9 protein-coding genes are annotated in these 18,918 nt (G+C 59.3%); 4 read left to right on the forward strand and 5 right to left on the reverse strand.

All coding sequences use genetic code 11. From position 1 onward, the window contains the following. The first annotated feature begins 150 nt into the window (after positions 1-150). Positions 151-1,230, forward strand: a complete 1,080-nt coding sequence (locus ACTNDJ_RS07480; RefSeq protein ID WP_441064033.1) for an agmatine deiminase family protein — start codon at positions 151-153, stop codon at positions 1,228-1,230. Between the two features lie 426 nt (positions 1,231-1,656). Here the strand turns inward: ACTNDJ_RS07480 and ACTNDJ_RS07485 are convergent, their stop codons facing one another. The 5 genes from ACTNDJ_RS07485 to ACTNDJ_RS07505 form a co-directional block, all read right to left on the reverse strand. After that, positions 1,657-2,076: a YjdF family protein gene (locus tag ACTNDJ_RS07485; RefSeq protein ID WP_441033667.1), complete on the reverse strand. Its 420-nt coding sequence runs from the start codon at positions 2,074-2,076 to the stop codon at positions 1,657-1,659. A 977-nt stretch (positions 2,077-3,053) separates the two neighbouring features. Continuing rightward, on the reverse strand, positions 3,054-5,294 hold the full coding sequence (locus ACTNDJ_RS07490) for a DNA gyrase subunit A (protein ID WP_441064029.1): 2,241 nt from the start codon (positions 5,292-5,294) through the stop codon (positions 3,054-3,056). 45 nt (positions 5,295-5,339) lie between these two features. Further along, complete coding sequence (locus tag ACTNDJ_RS07495) at positions 5,340-7,337, reverse strand: DNA gyrase/topoisomerase IV subunit B (protein ID WP_441064028.1); 1,998 nt, start codon at positions 7,335-7,337, stop codon at positions 5,340-5,342. A gap of 254 nt (positions 7,338-7,591) precedes the next feature. After that, positions 7,592-11,959, reverse strand: a complete 4,368-nt coding sequence (locus tag ACTNDJ_RS07500) for a hypothetical protein (RefSeq protein WP_441064027.1) — start codon at positions 11,957-11,959, stop codon at positions 7,592-7,594. A 155-nt stretch (positions 11,960-12,114) separates the two neighbouring features. Next, the gene (locus tag ACTNDJ_RS07505) at positions 12,115-13,119 is read right to left on the reverse strand and encodes a helix-turn-helix domain-containing protein (RefSeq protein WP_441064026.1); all 1,005 of its coding nucleotides are present in this window, start codon (positions 13,117-13,119) and stop codon (positions 12,115-12,117) included. Between the two features lie 297 nt (positions 13,120-13,416). Between ACTNDJ_RS07505 and guaA the strand changes: the two genes are divergently transcribed. From guaA to ACTNDJ_RS07520, 3 genes are all read left to right on the forward strand, one after another. Next, entirely contained in the window at positions 13,417-14,397 is a 981-nt protein-coding gene (guaA, locus tag ACTNDJ_RS07510; protein ID WP_441083504.1) for a glutamine-hydrolyzing GMP synthase, read from the forward strand. A gap of 279 nt (positions 14,398-14,676) precedes the next feature. Continuing rightward, on the forward strand, positions 14,677-15,261 hold the full coding sequence (locus tag ACTNDJ_RS07515) for a DUF5714 domain-containing protein (protein ID WP_441083505.1): 585 nt from the start codon (positions 14,677-14,679) through the stop codon (positions 15,259-15,261). 242 nt (positions 15,262-15,503) lie between these two features. Beyond that, on the forward strand, positions 15,504-18,758 hold the full coding sequence (locus ACTNDJ_RS07520) for an ABC transporter ATP-binding protein/permease (RefSeq protein ID WP_441083506.1): 3,255 nt from the start codon (positions 15,504-15,506) through the stop codon (positions 18,756-18,758). Positions 18,759-18,918: the final 160 nt, after the last annotated feature.

The raw sequence follows: 18,918 nt of genomic DNA on the forward strand, positions 1-18,918 counted from the left end.
ACGTTTCGCTCCATATCCCGCTCCTCCCGGGTCGGATACCCGATCGGAGCATAGTTCCGTTAGCGCAGTTGGTGAAAGTACGTTAGCGGGGTCGGCGAAAGCGCGTTAGCGCATTCGGCGAGATGCGTTTGCGAAAGTGGTCAATTTTAGATTAGCGCTAACAAGAAGCAGTATGCCGCCATCGCCCGCGCCATCTCCGAGTTCACCCCGGTCTATATGTGCGCCAACCAGGTCGACTACGCCAACTGCAAGGCCGTCTTCGAGAACGACGAGAACGTCACCGTCGTCGAGATGACCACCGACGACGCCTGGTTCCGCGACACCGGCGCCACCTACGTCATCAACGGCAAGGGCGATAAGCGCGCCAACCACTGGCACTTCAACGGCTACGGCGGCCTCATCGACGGCCTCTACTTCCCGTGGGACAAGGACGAGCAGATCGCCCTCAAGATGGCCGAGCTCTCCGGCTGCCGCCGCTACCGTCCCGACGACATGATCCTCGAGGGCGGCTCCATCACCGTCGACGGCGAGGGCACCCTCGTCGTCACCGACCAGTGCCTCCTGTCCCCCGGCCGCACCTGCTCCGCGGTGCTCGAGGAGGAGGAGGACCCCGAGTCCCTCTGGCCCAAGTACCGCAAGAAGTTCGAGCCCTGGAGCGAGGAGCTTCGCGAGTACATGACCGAGCACCTCAAGGACTACCTCGGCGTCGAGAAGGTCATCTGGGTCAAGGAGGGCATCGACCCCGAGGAGACCAACGGCCACATCGACGACGTCGCCACCTTCATCGCCCCGGGCGTCATGGTCTGCATCTGGACCGACGACCCCGAGTACCCGTTCTACGAGCAGTGCCACGCCGCCTACGAGACCCTCTCCAACGCGGTTGACGCCAAGGGCCGCAAGCTGAAGGTCTACAAGCTCTGCATGCCCGTGAAGCCGCTGTACATGGACCAGGCCTCCTGCGACACCATCGACGCCGACGAGAACGCCGAGCCGCGCGTCCCCGACGAGCCGCTGATCGCCTCCTACATGAACTACCTCGTGACCAACCACGGCGTCATCGTCCCGCAGTACGGCGACGAGAACGACCAGCTGGCCGTCGACACGCTCCAGGAGATCTACGACGAGGTCTGGGGCGAGGGCGTCTACAAGTGCGTGGGCGTCAAGTCCGACCAGGTCGTCTACGGCGGCGGCAACATCCACTGCATCACGCAGCAGGAGCCGTCCGCCTAATAGCCCGGCTTGCCGGGGCGCGGTGACCCTCTTTCACGGGAGTCCGCCGCACCCCGGAGGCCCGGCCGGCCGGGCTTTCCCCGGGCACTCCGCTGCCTCCACACCGGAGTGCCCCTCCCCTTCGATTGGATACCCGTCTGGCCTGGGACCTATCGCGGGTTAGGCCTATTGTTCGCTTGGATATCCCAGGTCAGACGCGTATTCAACTGTCGAAAGTTCCCGGTCGTATACGCGGCCGTCTTGATCGGAGTATCTATGTACCAGCGTATTTAATTACTGCGCTGGAATAGAACACATGTTTGATAAATTAATTTAGCATCAGACAGCGGGCGCAGTTTCAGTCGAATCCGTGCCCGCTGCTGTATGTGTGAGCAGTGTGAACAGGGGACGTAGCCCCGTTCACACCTGGACCCATGTCGGCACCGGTCAATGCCCACGATGCTTCTGCTTGCGCTTCAGCTTCCGCTGCTCGAAGCGCGCCTCCGCCTCATCCGCGCGACGCTGACTTCTTGCTTGAGCCGACTCCCGCTTCATCGCTTCCCGCTGCGCCGCGAGCGCCTGTTGTGCCTTGGTGCTCACCGCGGGCCGTTTAAGGGCTTTCGCTGCCTCGCGAGCGCGCCGCTTGGGGTTCTTCGCGGGCTTGCTTGTCTCAGTGGCCTTGTCGCCGAAGAACGAGAGCTTCTCCCATTTGCCGACAACGAATCGCAGGATCTCCTCATCGGACGGCTCCGCGCCGAAGACGATGCGGGCGACGCCGTATCTGCCGTCCTCGACATGCTCCGCCAGCCCGACCCAGAATTGGCCGTCGTGATATACGGTCAGGGTGGACGACACACTGATCTGCATGGTTGGTTCCTCCTTTATGTAGATGACCATGCAGAGAAGGGACAACCAAGGAGGCAGGTTACTGATGCGGACCCCCGCACGCCCACGACTACCCGACGGGGACTGTGTTTTTATCTCTGGTAGTTGGATTGTAGCACGCGCAGACGCGCCCTTCATCGCTGGCGACATGACATGGTTGGGGCTTACCACCCGACGCGCCCTTGCGCATATCGTCTTCTCATTTTCGAAACTTTAAAAGACCTTGAGTTTCGAAACCGCGAAGGAGAGTTTAAGCAAGAGACGACGTTAGCTCTGAGTCGACGCTCGAGAAGGGGCTCTCGTCGCTTCTGTCCATCAGGGATGCATTCACGAAGGTCCTCATCGCCCGCACGAGGCGCGGGCCTTATACCCGGGAGGGCGTTCTCGTGCTGGATCTCGCGAGGTGACTGCTCGGCGAGCAGGAGTTCTGAGCGTCATACGGGGATATCGCTCGATAGGGCACGCAGGGCCGTTTGTGCTCGCACGGGAAACGTCGTCGCCGTATGGGCGGCCAGTCGCATCCGATTAGTCTTTTGTTAAACAGACCTTTCGAGTGCGCACGAAGTGATTGCGCCAACAACGAAGCCCCAACCTGCTCGCTAACTCATGGGCAAGCCACCTGAGACTACTCATTTTCCCTACTAGCAATGAAGGCCTGCGACCTGCAGTTTTGCAAACTGCTTGAAAGGCGCCTGCGTTGATTCGCTTCCTATTGCAGCTGGCGGCTCGCACACGAAAAGGCACTTGAGTTTCAAAGCGGGCGTTTTCGTCGATATCGAACCTCTAAAGGCTGTCCGCCGTGCCCTTTGGGAATGAATGATGGGCTTATGTCTGTTCCACTTTATGCGACATTTTGTCTATAGGGATGATGCTGCTGTAATGCATGGGGCCCGGAGCGCGGCATTTACTGCGCTCCGGGCCTCACTGTTTTGAGAGTTTATGGCGGCTCTGCCGTCGTCCTAGTCAAACAAACTCGGCATGTCGTTTTCTTTCATGAGGGCACCGGCAGAGGGGAGACTCTGCGCGGTGAACTTCTCGGCCGAGACGCCGGCGCCAAGGATTTCCTCGGTCGTGCCGACGGTGGTGACCGAGCGACCCTTCTTGGCGGTAAAGGCCTGGACGCCCTGCGTGTTGGTGGTCGTCTTGGTCTTGAGCAGCGACGTGTTGAAGTTCATCAGGCGGTAGTCGCTCGAGACCAGCGCGAGGTCGCGATCCTCCTTGAGCACCTGTGCATACAGCAGTTTGCTGCCGCCGTAGATGGCGTTCTTGAGGCGCTTGCGGTTGGTCTTGGTGACGTATCCAGAAAGCGCGACGCGCACCACACGACCGTTCTCAAAGACGAACAGCACGTCGGCCTTGTAGTCCTCGGGGTCGATGACCCAGATGACGCTCTCGTCGGGTTCCATCTCGAGGTCGGTGGGCAAGTACGAGCCCAGCTGGGCCGACTTGGTGTCCTCAAACGCTGCGACCTTGCACTTGTACACCTGGCTCTTGTTGGTAAACACGAGCAGCTCGTGCGTATTGGAGGACGGGAACTCGATAAAGGGCTTATCGCCGTCCTTGTACTTGAGCGTCGCAGCCTTCTTGAGTACGCGGTCCGTCATCTTCTTAAGGTAGCCCTCGCGCGAGAGCATGATGGTAACCGGATATTCCTCGACCTCGGGCTCCAGGCTTACCTCGATGACCTCGTGAGGCTCAATCCTGCCCGTGCGGCGCGGCATCACGTACTTCTTGTTGACCGCAGCCAGCTCGTCGCTGATGACCTTCTTGATGTTCTCCTCGCTGGAGAGGATCTCCTCTAGCTCGGCAATCTCACCCTCAAGCTTAGCGATGTCCTTGGTGCGGTTGAGGATGTACTCCTCGTTGATGTTGCGGAGCTTAAGCTCGGCAACAAACTCGGCCTGGGTCTCGTCGATGTCGAAACCCTTCATAAGGTTGGGCACGACCTCAGCCTCGAGCTTGGTGCCACGGATGATGGCGATGGCCTTGTCGATGTCGAGCAGAATCGCCTCGAGGCCGTGCAGCAGGTGCAGGCGCTCGGACTTTTTGCCCAAGTCAAAGTTAATGCGACGACGCGTGGACTCAATACGCCACTTGACCCACTCGTGCAGGATCTGGCGTACGCCCATAACGCGGGGGTAACCATCGACCAACACGTTAAAGTTGCACGAGAACGAATCCTGCAGCGTAGTCGAGCGATAGAGCTTGGCCATGAGCTTATCGGGGTCGACACCGCGCTTAAGGTCGATGGCGATACGCAGGCCCGAGAGGTCAGTCTCGTCGCGGATGTCAGCGATCTCCTTGACCTTGCCCTCTTTGGAGAGCTTGACGATGCGATCGATGATGACATCGGTCTTGGTGGTGTAGGGGATCTCGTAGACCTCGATGATGCGCTCTTCGGGAATCCAGCGCCAGCGGGAGCGGATCTGGAAGCTGCCAAGGCCGGTCTCGATAATCTTTTCCATCTCCTCGCGGCGGTAGATAATCTCACCGCCGGTCGAGAAGTCGGGCATGGGCATATATTCGAGCAGATCGCAGTTAGGATCCTGCAGGTAGTGCATGGTGGCGGTGCAGACCTCGTTGAGGTTGAAGCCGCAGATGTCGGACGCCATGGCGACGCCGATGCCCTTGTTGGCCGAGACAAGGATGTTGGGGAACGTGGTGGGCAACAGACGCGGCTCCTTCATGGCGCCGTCGTAGCTGTCGACGAAGTCGACCGGGTCTTTGTCGATGTCCTTGAAGATCTCGGCACTGATGGGGGCGAGCTTGGCCTCGGTGTAACGTGAGGCGGCGTAGCTCAGGTCGCCCGAATAGTACTTGCCAAAGTTGCCCTTCGACTCCACGAAGGGGGCGAGCAGCGCCTCGTTGCCGGTGGCCAAGCGCACCATCGTCTCGTAGATCGCGGCGTCGCCGTGCGGGTTGAGCTTCATGGTTTGGCCCACGATGTTAGCGCTCTTCTGGCGCTCACCTTTGAGCAAGCCCATCTTGTACATGGTGTAGAGCAGCTTGCGGTGCGAGGGCTTAAAACCGTCGATCTCGGGGAACGCACGCGAGACGTTGACGCTCATGGCGTAGGGCATGTAGTTGACCTCGAGCGTCTGCGTGATCGGCTGATTGGTGACCTCGGAGTGCAGGCCGATGACGTTCTCGGCGTTGACCTGCTTTTTCTTTGGCTGGTTCTTCGTCTTCTTCTTTGCCACGATTTCCTCTTGAACTTCTTATGGGCCGTCGTTATCGATTTGCTGCTACTGCAGGTCCAGCTGGTCCAGGTATTCCTTGCCGTGCTCCGAGATATGGCGCTTGCGGCCCGCCTCGTCGCTGCCCAGCAGAAGGTTGAACATGGTCTCCATCTTGGTGACGTCTTCGGACTCGACCTTGATCAGACGACGCGTCTCGGGGTTCATGGTGGTGAGCCACATCATGTCCGGGTCGTTCTCACCAAGACCCTTGGAGCGGTTGATGGAGCACTTCTGGTCGCCGATCTCCTTAAGAATGCCGTTCTTCTCGAGCTCGGTGTAGGCAAAGTAGGTCTTTTCTTTGCAGTTGATCTCGTAGAGCGGCGACTCGGCGATATACACGTAGCCTTCGTCGATAAGCGTGGGCACCAGGCGATAGAGCATGGTGAGCACGAGCGTACGGATGTGATAGCCGTCGACGTCGGCGTCCGTACAGATGATGACCTTGTTCCAGTTGAGGTTGTCCAGGTCAAAGGCGCCCAGGTTCTTGATGCGCTTGTCCTTGATCTCCACGCCGCAGCCCAGCACGCGCATGAGGTCCATGATGATGTCGGACTTAAAGATGCGCGGATAGTCCTCCTTTAGGCAGTTGAGGATCTTGCCGCGGACGGGCATAACGCCCTGGAACTCGGCATCGCGCGAGGTGCGAATGGCGCCTGCTGCCGAGTCGCCCTCTACGATGTAGATCTCGCGACGGCTCTTGTCCTTGGAGCGGCAGTCGATGAATTTCTGCACGCGGTTGGCCATGTCGGTCTTCTGCTGCAGGTTGGTCTTGATGCTCTGGCGCGTCTTCTCGGCATTCTCGCGCGAGCGCTTGTTGATGAGCACCTGCTCCATGATCTTGTTGGCGGCATCTTTGTTCTCGATCAAGTAGGTCGAGAGGCGCTCCTTAAAGAATGCCGTCATGGCCTGCTGGATAAAGCGGTTGTTGATGGCCTTCTTAGTCTGGTTTTCGTAGGACGTTTGGGTGGAGAAGCAGTTGGTTACCAGCACCAGACAGTCCTGGACATCTTGCCACTTAATGCCGCTCTCGTTTTTGTTGTACTTGCCCTGTTGCTTGATGTAGGCATCGATGGCGCTGGTCAGGGCGCTACGGGCCGCCTTTTCGGGTGAGCCGCCGTTCTCGAGCCAGGAGGAGTTGTGGTAGTACTCCTGCATCGTGAAAGTGCGCGAGAAGCACATGCAAGCAGTGATTTTTACGTTGTAATCGGGCAGATCCTCGCGATCGCGACCGCGACGGTCGGCCTCGATAAAGAAGGGATCGGTAAGGTAGTCGGCACCGACCTTCTCGAGCACGTAGTCCTCGATGCCCTTGGGATAGCAGAAGTCCTCTTGGGAAAACTCGCCGTCGTCGCCCTCGATGCGCAGCCGGAAGGTCACGTTGGCGTTGACCACGGCCTGGCGGCGCATGGTCTCGCGATACCAATCGTGGGGGATGCTGATGGAGGTAAAGACCTCAAGATCGGGGCGCCACTTGATGGTGGTACCGGTGCGGTCCTCGTCGCTGGGCTCAACCTCGAGTGCTTTCTTTTTGGCGCCGACGACCTTGCCCTTCTTAAAGTGCAGGGAGTACTTGTTGCCGTCGCGCCAAACCGTGACGTCCATGTATTCGGAGGCGTACTGGGTTGCGCACGAGCCCAGGCCGTTGGTGCCGAGCGAGAAGTCGTAGTCGCCGCCCTGGTTGTTGTTGTACTTACCGCCGGCGTAAAGCTCGCAAAAGACGAGTTCCCAGTTAAAGCGCTTCTCGGAGGGGTTCCAGTCAAGCGGGCAGCCGCGGCCGTTGTCCTCTACCTGAATGGAGCCATCGCGAAAGGCGGTAAGGGTGATGAGCTTGCCGTAGCCCTGGCGCGCCTCGTCAACGGCGTTGGACAGGATCTCGAAGGCGGCATGCGCGCAACCGTCGAGCCCGTCCGAGCCAAAGATGACGGCGGGGCGCAGGCGTACGCGCTCCTCGTCCTTGAGCTGGCGGATACTGTCGTTACCATAGTTTGCGGTGTTTTTTGCCATACTCGCTCTCTCGGTGCTCCTTTGCTGCGTTTAAGTCATATAGATAGTCAAGGTAGCATAGCCCAGCCCACAGACGATTCCAACCAACACGAAATCCATCGAACAATCGTTCGGAGTTCGATGAGGTTTCGTTTACTCGCACAAAACCGAGTCGGTATTGTGCGAGTAAGTTTGAATTGCGAACCGAAGTTGTAATGTCCGCATAGCGATGACGAATGAGCCGAGTCGGCGTCTCTCATAAAAGTAACTAGGAGCTAGCGGGGCCTATCCGAATTGACCTCATTGGCGGTATCGGCTTCGAGCGCCGTGCGGCGGGTGCTGTAGGCGACGAGGCCGGCGCCTGCCGCGGCGAGTGCTGCAGCGGCTGCCGTAAGGGGAGCGCATGTATCGCCCGTGCCCGCAAGCGCGCCCGCTTTTCCGGGGCGCTTGCTATTGTTGTGGTCCTTGCCGCTGCTGGAGCTGCTTCCGCCGGAGCCGCCGCCCTTGTCAGTACCGCCGCCACTCGAGCCGCCACCGTCGTCCGCCGTCATCGGTGCATCGTGAAGTCCCGTCGTATCCGCGCTGTCGCATACGCCGACCTGAACTTCGGAGCGTTCGCATGCCGCGTCGGGCACATGAAGCTCGTGCAGTACGGCACCCAGCGCCGAGTTTGCACCCGGTCGAATTTCCTCGAGCGTTACGGGATCGAGCGCCACCAGATTATGCGCCTTCGCATACAGCGTTACGCGTTTGCCCACATCGTCGCTCCAACTCTCGGGGATGGCGAAGCTCATGCGGAACTGTGCCGTGCAACCCGGTGCCAGCACGGCGTTGCCGTTGTCGGCTACCAGCGGGTGCGTTGCAAAACGTGCGCCCAGCGTCTCGAGCGCGTACTTCACGTGTGCCATGTCTTTGGCCGAAGCATCCTCGGCAAGCTCTGGATCGTAGATCGAAACCATGCGTGCGTTCAGTCCGAATCCGATGGATGCGCTGGAGAACGGCTGGCTGGAGCCCTCTCGGTACAGATCGATCGTGCCGGCGGTCAGCAAGGTGTTGCCGTCGTTTCGCACCGTGACCATGAAGGATTCGCCTGCTGCTCCGGGTACCACCGCGCCCGAGGTAGCGACCGCGCCCGTCGGAGTGGCACACGCCACCAAGGGCACTTCGATGCCGTGCAGCTCTGCCTCGCTCTTCTCCGCGCTCACAATGTGCGTGGCGAGTGCGGAGAGTATGCCTCCCGACGTCAAAAATGTCGTTATCTGATCGACGGGATGGTCCAGCTCGCACATCACGAACGGCTCCGTGAACAGATCGCCTGCCAAGGTGCTGGCGAAGATGCGGAAGTGCTTGCCCATCACTGCTACCGGGTTGCCTTCTTCGTCGTAGGTTTGTCCCACCTTGCCATCGGTGTTCTCTACATAGAGCACGCACCTGCCGTTGTTGCTTACGCTAAACGATGCCGGGCCACAGCCTGCGGCACCCACGGGCTGCGTTGCAAATGCCGATGCGCCTCGCGTCCAAGTAATATGCTGCAGTTGCTCGTTGACGGTTGCCAAAAAGCCCGAATGTTGTGGCCATGGCACCGCATGAGGTACCGTGGCGTCTGGTGACATAACGTCCCAGCACGCAATGGACTGGCCGATCACGGCGTAAGATGCGCAGCCGCAACCGTCTGCGGTCTCGTACGCAACGGACACCACCATTTTGCCGTTGATATTCTCGGGCTTGCCCAGCTCGATACTCGACGGTGCTTGCGGAAAGCGGAGGATCTGACGGAACGTGAGACTGTCGCCCAAATCATCCGACCACAAGGTAAAGCATTCCAGCGCAACCTCGGCCTCGCTGCCGAGCGCCTTTTCTGCGGTGGTTCCGCGGCGGTGGAGGTAGGCACCCGACAGGCGCCCGTCGACGAGCGTCTTGCCCACCGTGATACGCGGGCACTGCAGACAATGGTAGCCATCCTCCTGAAGGCGGCCGCGCGAGATGCTGCGCCACGACGTATACGACACCACGCGAACTTCGCTATTACTTATGCGCAGGCGCACGACGGACAGTATGCCGGCTGTGCTTGCCGTATCGAAAAGGGTGTTGTCACCGGCGGGGCGCTCGCCCGAGATCAGCAGCACGTAGGCGTCCTGGTTTCCTCTTCCGTCCGTATATTCCACCACGTCGAAGTCGTAATCGAATATGCCGTCGCGCTCCACGTCGCCCTCGCCAAACCCAAGGGGAAAGTCCACGGGAGTGGGAGCGGACCACGTGCCGTTTGCCTTTGTGTGCACCACCAGGCGCGAGCGGCCATTGTCGCCGTAGCGCACCGAGGCGATACGGAACAGACATTCTACGCCGGCAATCATTGCCAGCTTCATGTGGGCTTCGCTGAGCACGCCAGCAAACAGCACGTTGTCGCTCGAGGGCTTGATGCCGCCACGCTCGTCCTCCGATACACCAGCAGAATTGGCGTTGGGGTCCGCAACGGCGTTCGTCGTCTGCCCGATATAGGTGTAGTCATACATCGGCGCGGCGTTTTCGTCGTTCTCTATCAGTGTATGGACGAAATGCTCGATCTGTCCCGTGTCGTCGCTTTCTGCATCCGCCTCGAGCTCAATGCGCGTGACCGCTTGATTCCAATCGCGCACGACAGGCGCGACGTTTACGGCAGTGGCCTTAACCTCGGCGCGTGCGAGCAGCTCGGCGTTGGTGACGATGGTGGCCGATGCGATAAATTGCGGCACGCCGCCTGCCTCGGCGTTGCCGGCCGTGCCGAAGCGGGCATCCAACGTGTAAGGCGTATCTCCACCCAATGCGAGCTCAGAGCGCTGGAGCACATACTGGTTGCCATTGTTCACCGACATATTCCACGAATCGAGGAGTGTGGGCCACGACCCCGACCAAGCCTTGGTGGTCCACTTGAACATTACGAACTGGAGTATCACATCGACATCGACGTCTGCACCTACGCGCAGTCGCGGAAGCTGGTGTCCATCTGCCTTCTCGTACCCAATGAACAGCGTGAGGGATGCGGCGCCGCGCACGGCAGACGAAGCGACGCCTGCAACGCCGGCGCCAAAGGTGACGGCAAGCCCGATCTGGATGGTGAACGAGCCCGAGGTGTTTGAATAGTCGAGCGAAATGTTTTTAAAAAACGCCGCGCCGCTGCCGTGCGTGTGGGCACCCACGGCGAGCGCCAGCTTCGCCAGCACCCAGGGGTTGACGTTTAGGAAAAACGGCACCGGTCCTAGGGTAAACTGCTCGGTCCAATTGAGGTCGGTTCTTACCTGGAAGAGGGCCTTAATATTGCCAAATGCGGGGTCGTTGTTGTCACCCCAGGTTTTGCCCACCCAGTCGTAGGCGAGCGATCCGTACAGCTGTGTGGCGATATTCATCGTAAAACGCGGCGTGCAGTGGTGACGAAGCAGCTTAGTGTTCCTTGGATCGGTGCCCGAACCGGCACTCATACTTTTGTACTGATTCCACTTCCCCTCCATCTCGTCGAGGTAGCGGTTTGCCTGCTTGGCGCCCGACTCTCGCGGTGACTTCTTCCAGTATTCCGGATCCGGATTGCCCGAATCGTTCATGTAGCCGACCGGTTTGTATCCTCCGCCAAACAGCACGTATCCGGCAAAAGAGAAATTAAACATAATGGGGAACGAGGGCATCCAGCACGTGAACTTATTTCCGCCGATGCCGGGAAACGCCGCCGGGAAATCAAACGGAGTAATCTCTTGGTCCATGGTGGTGGGGACGATAGTGGTCGAACCCGATTCTGCCTTTGCGGCCGGCGCGGTGACAACGGCCATGGGGGAGGAGAGTGTATAGGTCTTGCCCTGATAGTCGAGGACAAAGCGCAGCTTGCATCCTTCCTCCAGAAGGCCCGAAGCTGCATCGAGGAACGTGTCTTCGAGTGTGAACGTTGCCAGATTATCCGAACCCGATGCACTGGCCTTGACTTGGCCAATTTGCGTGACGGTTTCGGATGAGCTGCTCGTGGCGGGCATTACCTTGTTGATGCACAGCGTTGCCTGTCCACCCTGTGGCAGATGTGCCTGCACGGTAAAGGCGTGCGTGTCGGGTTGGTCGTTTCCGGCGTCGTCCTTCGGCAGTGCCATGAACGTGGCGTCGGCGTACTGGATGTCCCACTCGTCGAACGTAAGCTGGCGAAAGTACGGCTCACCGTCGGAAAGCGGACGTGTGGGCGCGGTAATGGCGGTGCCGCCCTGGATGCGCGTGAGGGGGATCTCGACATCACGGTAGCCCGCCATGCTGATGGAGATGCCACCGTTAAAGTCGTACGCGTCGAGAAGCGTTGCCTGGTCCACGTAGCCTTCCGAAAGCGGCGCGACCTCAAAGATGGCCGTGCCCTCGTCGTCGGTAGTGGCGGAGATCTGCTTGCCCGCGGCATAACGCGACGCGAGCGTGACCTGGGCTCCCTTGATGGGCATATTCTTGTTGGCGACGTCGACCACGACCACACCAAACATGGTGCGCGTGAGAACGAGCACCTTGAAGGGGTCTTCTTCGTCGGCATAGGCCTCGGTGGGGGCGAATGGCAGTATGAAGGCGTTTGCGCTGCTCGGCACGCGAGGCAGCATGATGCCTGCCAGCGAGGATGCTCCGGCGATAAGTAGCGAACGACGATCAAGCATTTTGGGCTCCCATCCCGCAAATAACGGAGGAAATAATCCTATTTTGCGAGAAGGTGCCCCGTGGCGGTAGTGCCGTTCAAGGGTCAAAATGTCCAAATTGATCGAGCGAAGCGCCGGGTTCCGGAACGCGTTCGATGCGCTTGGCAGCCCGGTCGCTAACGCAACATATGCGCGACCAGCTCGGCGCGAGTTCCGATACCAAGCTTGGCATACACTCCTGATAGGCGGTTTTTAACAGTGCCCGGCGATACTTCCATGTGGCGTGCGATTTCGGCGTTGGTCCATCCGCGGCAGGCGAGCATGGCCATGGTGAACTCCGTGGTCGTTAAATCGTCGGCCACGTCCTCGCCCGAATCGGGGTTGTGGATGCGCCGCCAGCCGTAGCTGAATCGATACGTAATCTCGATGATGCGTGCGAAATCGTCAGGGTATTGCGCTTTTAGGCACGCCTCGATGAGCCCCTGTAAAAGGCCGTGGTGCTCGCCAATGAGCTCGATAAGGCCGTCGGGGCGCGCAATGTCCCAAGCGGCTCCGAAATGTGCCTTTGCGGCGTCGATGTCCTTGAGGCTCATGCATGCCATGGAAGCCGCCAGGTGCAGGAACAGTTCCGAGATGGGATAGCTTCCCTGTTTCATGATCAGGGCATTTTCCACCATGCCCAGGCTGCGGCCGTATTCGCCGCGCAGATACAAGGCGTGCGCCATCACGTAGCTGGCGAACAGGCGCAGGCCTTCGGGCAAATGCGCCGCAAGCGGATAAAACTCTTCGGCGGAATACGGGGAAGGCAAGTGCAGCAGGACGCTCGCGGCCGAGGCGAACAGGGTGTGCACGGCGTGGACGGCAGGCGATTCCTCGTCGGCCGGCGTATCGAGGATGCCAGTAAGGCACCGGCGGGCATCGGCGATACGGTTGAGCGACAGACTGGCGTATCCGCAGATAAAGCATGCGGAATAGCGCAGTGCGGGGTCGGTGGCGTCAAGATAGGGGCGCGCCGTCTTGGCAGCGAGGGTGGCCTGTCCGCGAAAGTACAGCGCTTCTGCCGTGGCAATGGCGCGCGAATCGGGGTCGGAAATGCCTGCAACCGCAGCGTCAATCTGCCCCGGCACAAAGGCGGTGCACATCAACGGCATGGGAACGCAAGGGTAGCCATCGCAGTCCATCTTCCATCTCCCAACAGCTGGCAACAATAGCAGCAATTGTACTCCTGTTACTCGGGACTGGAATTTGCGGGTATGGCATACGATTACGCAGAACGTATAAAGGAAGAGTCTATTGGCGATGCTGCCAAGGTGGCTACCGAAGCCTAGCTGAGCTCGACAATAGGAAAAATTGCCACCCCTGCAAAAAGCTTTGTCGCAGCGATGGGAAACACATCTTGTTCTGCATATAATGAGGTCATATGACGGTGCGTTTGCATACGTGTGACGCATTCCCATCGAACCGAAAAGGAGCTTTGCATGGATTCCAACAAGCGTCCCGACGACATGGTGCGTATCACCACTTCCGAACTTGCCCAGGTGTTCATCGATGAGCAGATCGCTGCAATCCGCGAGCAGATCGGCGACAAGAAGGTCCTGCTGGCCCTTTCCGGTGGTGTCGACAGTTCGGTTGTCGCGGCCCTGCTCATCAAGGCCATCGGCAAGCAGCTTATCTGCGTGCACGTGAATCACGGCCTGATGCGTAAGGGCGAGAGCGAGCAAGTCGTCGACGTCTTCAAGAACCAGATGGACGCCAACCTGGTCTATGTGGACGCGACCGATCGCTTCTTGGATAAGCTCGTGGACGTCGAGGAGCCCGAGGCCAAGCGCAAAATCATCGGCGCCGAGTTCATTCGCGTGTTCGAGGAGGAGGCCCGCAAGGTTGGCGACGAGGTCAGCTTCCTCGCCCAGGGAACCATCTACCCCGACATCCTGGAGTCCCAGGATGGCGTGAAGGCCCACCACAACGTGGGTGGCCTGCCCGAGGACCTGCAGTTTGAGCTTTGCGAGCCCGTCAAGCTGCTGTACAAGGACGAGGTCCGCGTCGTGGGCCGCGAGCTCGGTCTGCCCGAGAACATGGTCGAGCGTCAGCCGTTCCCCGGCCCCGGCCTGGGCGTCCGCTGCCTTGGTGCCATCACCCGCGACCGTCTTGAGGCGCTGCGCGAAGCCGACGCCATCGTGCGCGAGGAGATCGACAAGGCAGGTCTGACCATCTGGCAGTACTTCGCCGTGGTGCCCGACTTCCGTGCCACCGGCGTGCGCGAGGGCAAGCGCGCCTACGACTGGCCCTGCATCATCCGCTGCATCAACACCGTCGACGTGATGACCGCCGAGGTGCCTGAGCTCGACTGGGCACTGCTCAAGCGTATTACCGCTCGCGTCACAGCCGAGGTTCCCGGCATCTGCCGTGTGTGCTACGACCTCACGCCCAAGCCCGTCGGCACCGTTGAGTGGGAGTAAGCTTTTTGGGCTGCTTTGATCATAGTTCCATGAATGGGGAGGCCTCGCGCGATTGCGCGGGGCCTTCTTTTTCGAAAAGAGCTGCCGTCGTGGTGTTGCCACTGTCCATCGCGCTTGCCATCGCCTCTGGTGTTGCTCCTGAGCATGGCTGATTTGCGACGAGAACTAGCAGGGCTTGTTGGCGGCACGAGCGAAGCAGGTTGTTTCGCATTGAGCGCGCCGGGCAGAAGAAGGCCATAATGGAGTGAGCGCACAATTTGTTTTAGAGGAGGATGCCGCATGGCAAAAGACGAACAAACAGGCTGGATTGTTGAGATGCTCATGGCCAGTACGTCGGTGGCGCCCGCGGCTCTTTTGGAAGAGGTTATGGCAGATGAGCGCTGCGTGGCTTTTGGCCCCATCCACCATTTTATTGTGGGCGCGGTGCTGCTTGCGTGCTGGCGCAACGCCGAAGCATCTGGGGAGCGAGATGCGATGCTCAAAGACGATCTTGCCGATTTGATGTCTCGTTCGGATTGCGTGCCGGGGGCGACGTGTGCCCGTTGGGGCGTGTGCGGGGCAGCTGCGTCTGCGGGCATGGCATATGCAATCGTGCGCGGCAATGCGCCGCTGCGCAGTGAAGGCTGGCAGGAGGGGCAGCTTATGGTTTCGGAGCTGCTTGCCGCCATCGCGCGCTCGGGAAGCCCACGGTGCTGCAAGCGAGATGCGCGCGTGGCGATTCGTGAGGCCGTTTCGTTTTTTAACGCGCTCGGCGGACCACAGCTTAAAGCATGGGAGAAGACGCCAACCTGCGATAGCTATGCGGCCAATACAGTGTGCATGGGCGAAAAGTGTCCGTATCATCCGTCCTTTATCATCCAATAGGGAATCGGGTGCCCCAATAAGGGTTGGGCAGATGTGACAAAGTGACAGTTCCTTTGTCACATTATCGACGGTATACGCGGGATGGTGCGCCACGCGGCGTGCCGTCCCGTTCGTTTTTTGGTGCGGTTTGTTACATTCCTCACTGGCGCCGGTAAAAAATGGGGATAGAGTAGGACAAACGCGTCGAATACGAACGGCGGGGGAGAGCGGGCAAGGTGCCTGCGCAGGAGAGGTTGCCGTCCATGCTGGAGCTCAAAGGAATTTGCAAAAGGTACGTTACGCAGTCGTTTACGCAGGTGGCGCTCGACAGCGTGAGCCTGTCTTTTCGGGATAACGAGTTTGTGGCCATTCTGGGGCCCTCGGGTTCGGGTAAGACCACGATGCTCAACGTTATCGGCGGACTCGACCACTTTGACTCGGGTGACCTGCTGATCGACGGTATTTCGACCAAGGACTTTCACGATCGCGATTGGGATGCCTATCGCAACAACCGCATCGGCTTTGTGTTCCAAAGCTATAACCTCATTCCACATCAGACCATTTTGGAAAACGTGGAGCTGGCGCTTGCGCTCACGGGCGTGGGGCACGCCGAGCGCCGCCAACGTGCGCGCAAGGCGCTCGAGGCCGTTGGTCTGAGCGAGCACGTGAACAAGCGCCCGAGTCAGCTTTCGGGTGGACAGATGCAGCGCGTGGCCATCGCCCGCGCCCTGATTAATGATCCCGAGATTGTGTTGGCAGACGAGCCGACCGGCGCTTTGGATTCCACAACGTCCGTGCAGGTCATGGACTTGCTCAAGGACGTCGCGCGCGACCGTCTGGTTATCATGGTCACGCATAATCCCGATCTGGCGTACGAGTACGCCACGCGCATCGTCAACCTGGCGGACGGCAAGATTACCGACGATTCTGATCCTTTCGATGTCGCTGACGCCACGCGCCGCGAGGCCAAGCCTACGCGCAAAACCTCGATGAGCTTTGTGACGGCGCTGGGGCTTTCTGCCCGAAACCTTATGACCAAGAAGGGCCGTACGGCCATGACGGCCTTTGCGGGCTCGATTGGCATTATTGGCATCGCGGCGATTTTGGCGCTGTCCAATGGCGTAAACGGCTACATCAAAAAGGTCGAGGAGGATACGCTTTCGAGCTACCCGCTTACCATTTCCAAGCAGGATTACGACCTGTCGTCGATGATGGGCGAACAGGGGGCCACGGATGACGATATGTCCAAGAACGAGGGTTCGTCCGACGACGGTGCCGACGGCAAGGCTCAGGGAACCGATAAGATCCCTGTGGTCACGGCCGTAAAGGATATGTTTGCAAGTGTTAAGTCCAACGACATGACGAGCTTTAAGGCATGGCTCGATGCCGGCGGCGACGGTATCGATAAAGAGGTCAACGCCATCCAGTACGGTTACGGCGTGACGCCGGTTGTCTATCGTGCCGGCAAGGGCGATGAGAAGCCTGTCCGGCTGGTGCCCAACGCTATGACCGAGGCCATGAGCGGTGGTGCGAGCTCGGCGGCAACGGTGAGCATGGACTCCATGGGGACCTCGGTCTTTAACGAGATGATCGACGACCAGAGTTTGCTCGACAGCCAGTACGATGTCGTCGCCGGCCATTGGCCTACGTCTGCTCACGAAGCCGTAATGGTGCTTTCGAGCCGTGGAACGGTGGGCGACTATACGCTTTACAGCATCGGTGCGCTGGATATCGATGAACTCAACGACCTGGTGAACAGTGCCATGGCCGCCGACGGTAAGATTGAGACGCCTGAGAGCGGCGCCGACTTTACTTACGACGATGCGCTGTCCACGACGTTTAAGGTGTTGTCGCCGGCCGATGCTTATCGCAAAAATGAAGAGACCGGCATGTGGACTGACATGTCCGGCGACGCCGACTTTATGACGGCCAAGGTTGCCGACGGTATTGACGTGCACATTGTGGGCGTGGTGCGACCTAACGAGACGGCCAATGCGAGCGCGTTGTCTCCGGGCATTGCCTATACGCATGCGTTGACTCGCCAGCTTATGGAGCGCGCCGCCAATTCGCAGATCGTGCAAGAGCAACTTGCCCACCCCGAGACGGATGTCTTTACGGGCAAAACTTTCGACGAACTGCAAGGCGAGGCCAAGCAAGGCGTGGATCTGGGCAGTATGTTCAGTGTGGACGAGGCGGCGCTCAAGAGCGCGTTCTCGTTCGATGCATCTGCCCTCTCGGGTGCTGCCGGTGGCATGGATCTTTCGGGCATCGATTTGTCGGGCCTGGATATTGACCTTTCGGGCGTTGGCAAAGACATCGACTTAAGCGACATCATGGCCAAAGCGCCGACCCCCGATTTCTCGGGCATCTTTGACGGTCTGGAGCTCACGCCCGAGCAAATGCAACAGGTGGGAACGCTTGCCAACCAACTATTTGAGGGCTTTTTGCAGTCTGATCAGTTTAGGGCGCTGTCACCCGAAGATCTCAAAGACGCGTCAAAGCTTGCTGCCGCATTCTCGGCGTATCTCGAGAACGATGTTGTGGCGCAGCAGTGCCTGGCGCAGCTCAAGGCGCTCGGCGGCGATGCCCTGGTCGAGCGCCTGCAACAGGCGATGACCGACTATGTCCAAAATCAGTTGGCTCCGTATCTGCAGCAGGCTATGGATCAGGTGATGAAGGCGATCGGCGAGCAGGTGGCAACGACCGTGTCGACCCAGCTTAAGGCCGGCGCGGCAGGGCTCATGGACCAGATGGTGACGCAGATGTCTTCGAGTTTTGCCAACCTGGCGAGCGCCATGCGCGTGGATGCGAGCGCCTTTGCTCGTGCCATCCACTTCAACATGGACGCCGAGGACCTGAGCTCGCTCATGATGAGCTATGCCAAGGCGTCGAAGCTCACCTACGACAACAATCTGACCACGTTGGGCTACGCGGATGAAGCGGATCCCATCTCGGTCAAGATTTTCCCGCGCGACTTTGAGGCCAAGGAGCGCGTACTCGACCATATCGATGCGTACAACAAGCAGGTCAAAGCCGCCGGCCACGACGAGCAGGCAATCTCGTACACCGACTACATGGGCATCATCATGGGCTCGGTGACTGATATCGTGAATACCATCAGCTTGGTGCTCATCGCGTTCGTGAGCATCAGCCTGGTCGTGAGCTCCATCATGATCGGCATCATCACCTACATCAGCGTGCTGGAGCGCAAAAAGGAGATTGGCATCCTGCGCGCGATCGGCGCGTCGAAGCGCAACGTGGCCAACGTATTCAATGCCGAGACCTTTATCGAGGGCCTCATCGCCGGTGTCTTTGCCATTGTCGTTGTGGTGCTCGTGAGTTTTCCGGTTAATGCCTGGGCGCTTGCTGCCAAACAGGTACCCAATCTGATGAGCTTGCCCGTGCAGGATGCGCTGGCGCTCATTGCAATTTCGGTGCTGCTGACGGTCGTTGCCGGCCTGCTGCCGGCCCGCAGTGCATCCAAGAAAGACCCCGTGGAAGCCCTGCGCTCCGAATAATGTGACAAAGGGACTGTCCCTTTGTCACATTGAGTGACATGCAAATCGAGGTCTAATACTTTTCCCGAGAAGTGAACGAGTCAAAATGGACCCCCGAAGCATCGACACTTATTGAAGGCGGTTTCCTGCGGTTTTGCCAGCCAAATCCTGCGGGTTTGGC

The organism is Collinsella sp. HCP3S3_D1, from assembly GCF_052064015.1.
Taxonomy (GTDB): domain Bacteria; phylum Actinomycetota; class Coriobacteriia; order Coriobacteriales; family Coriobacteriaceae; genus Collinsella.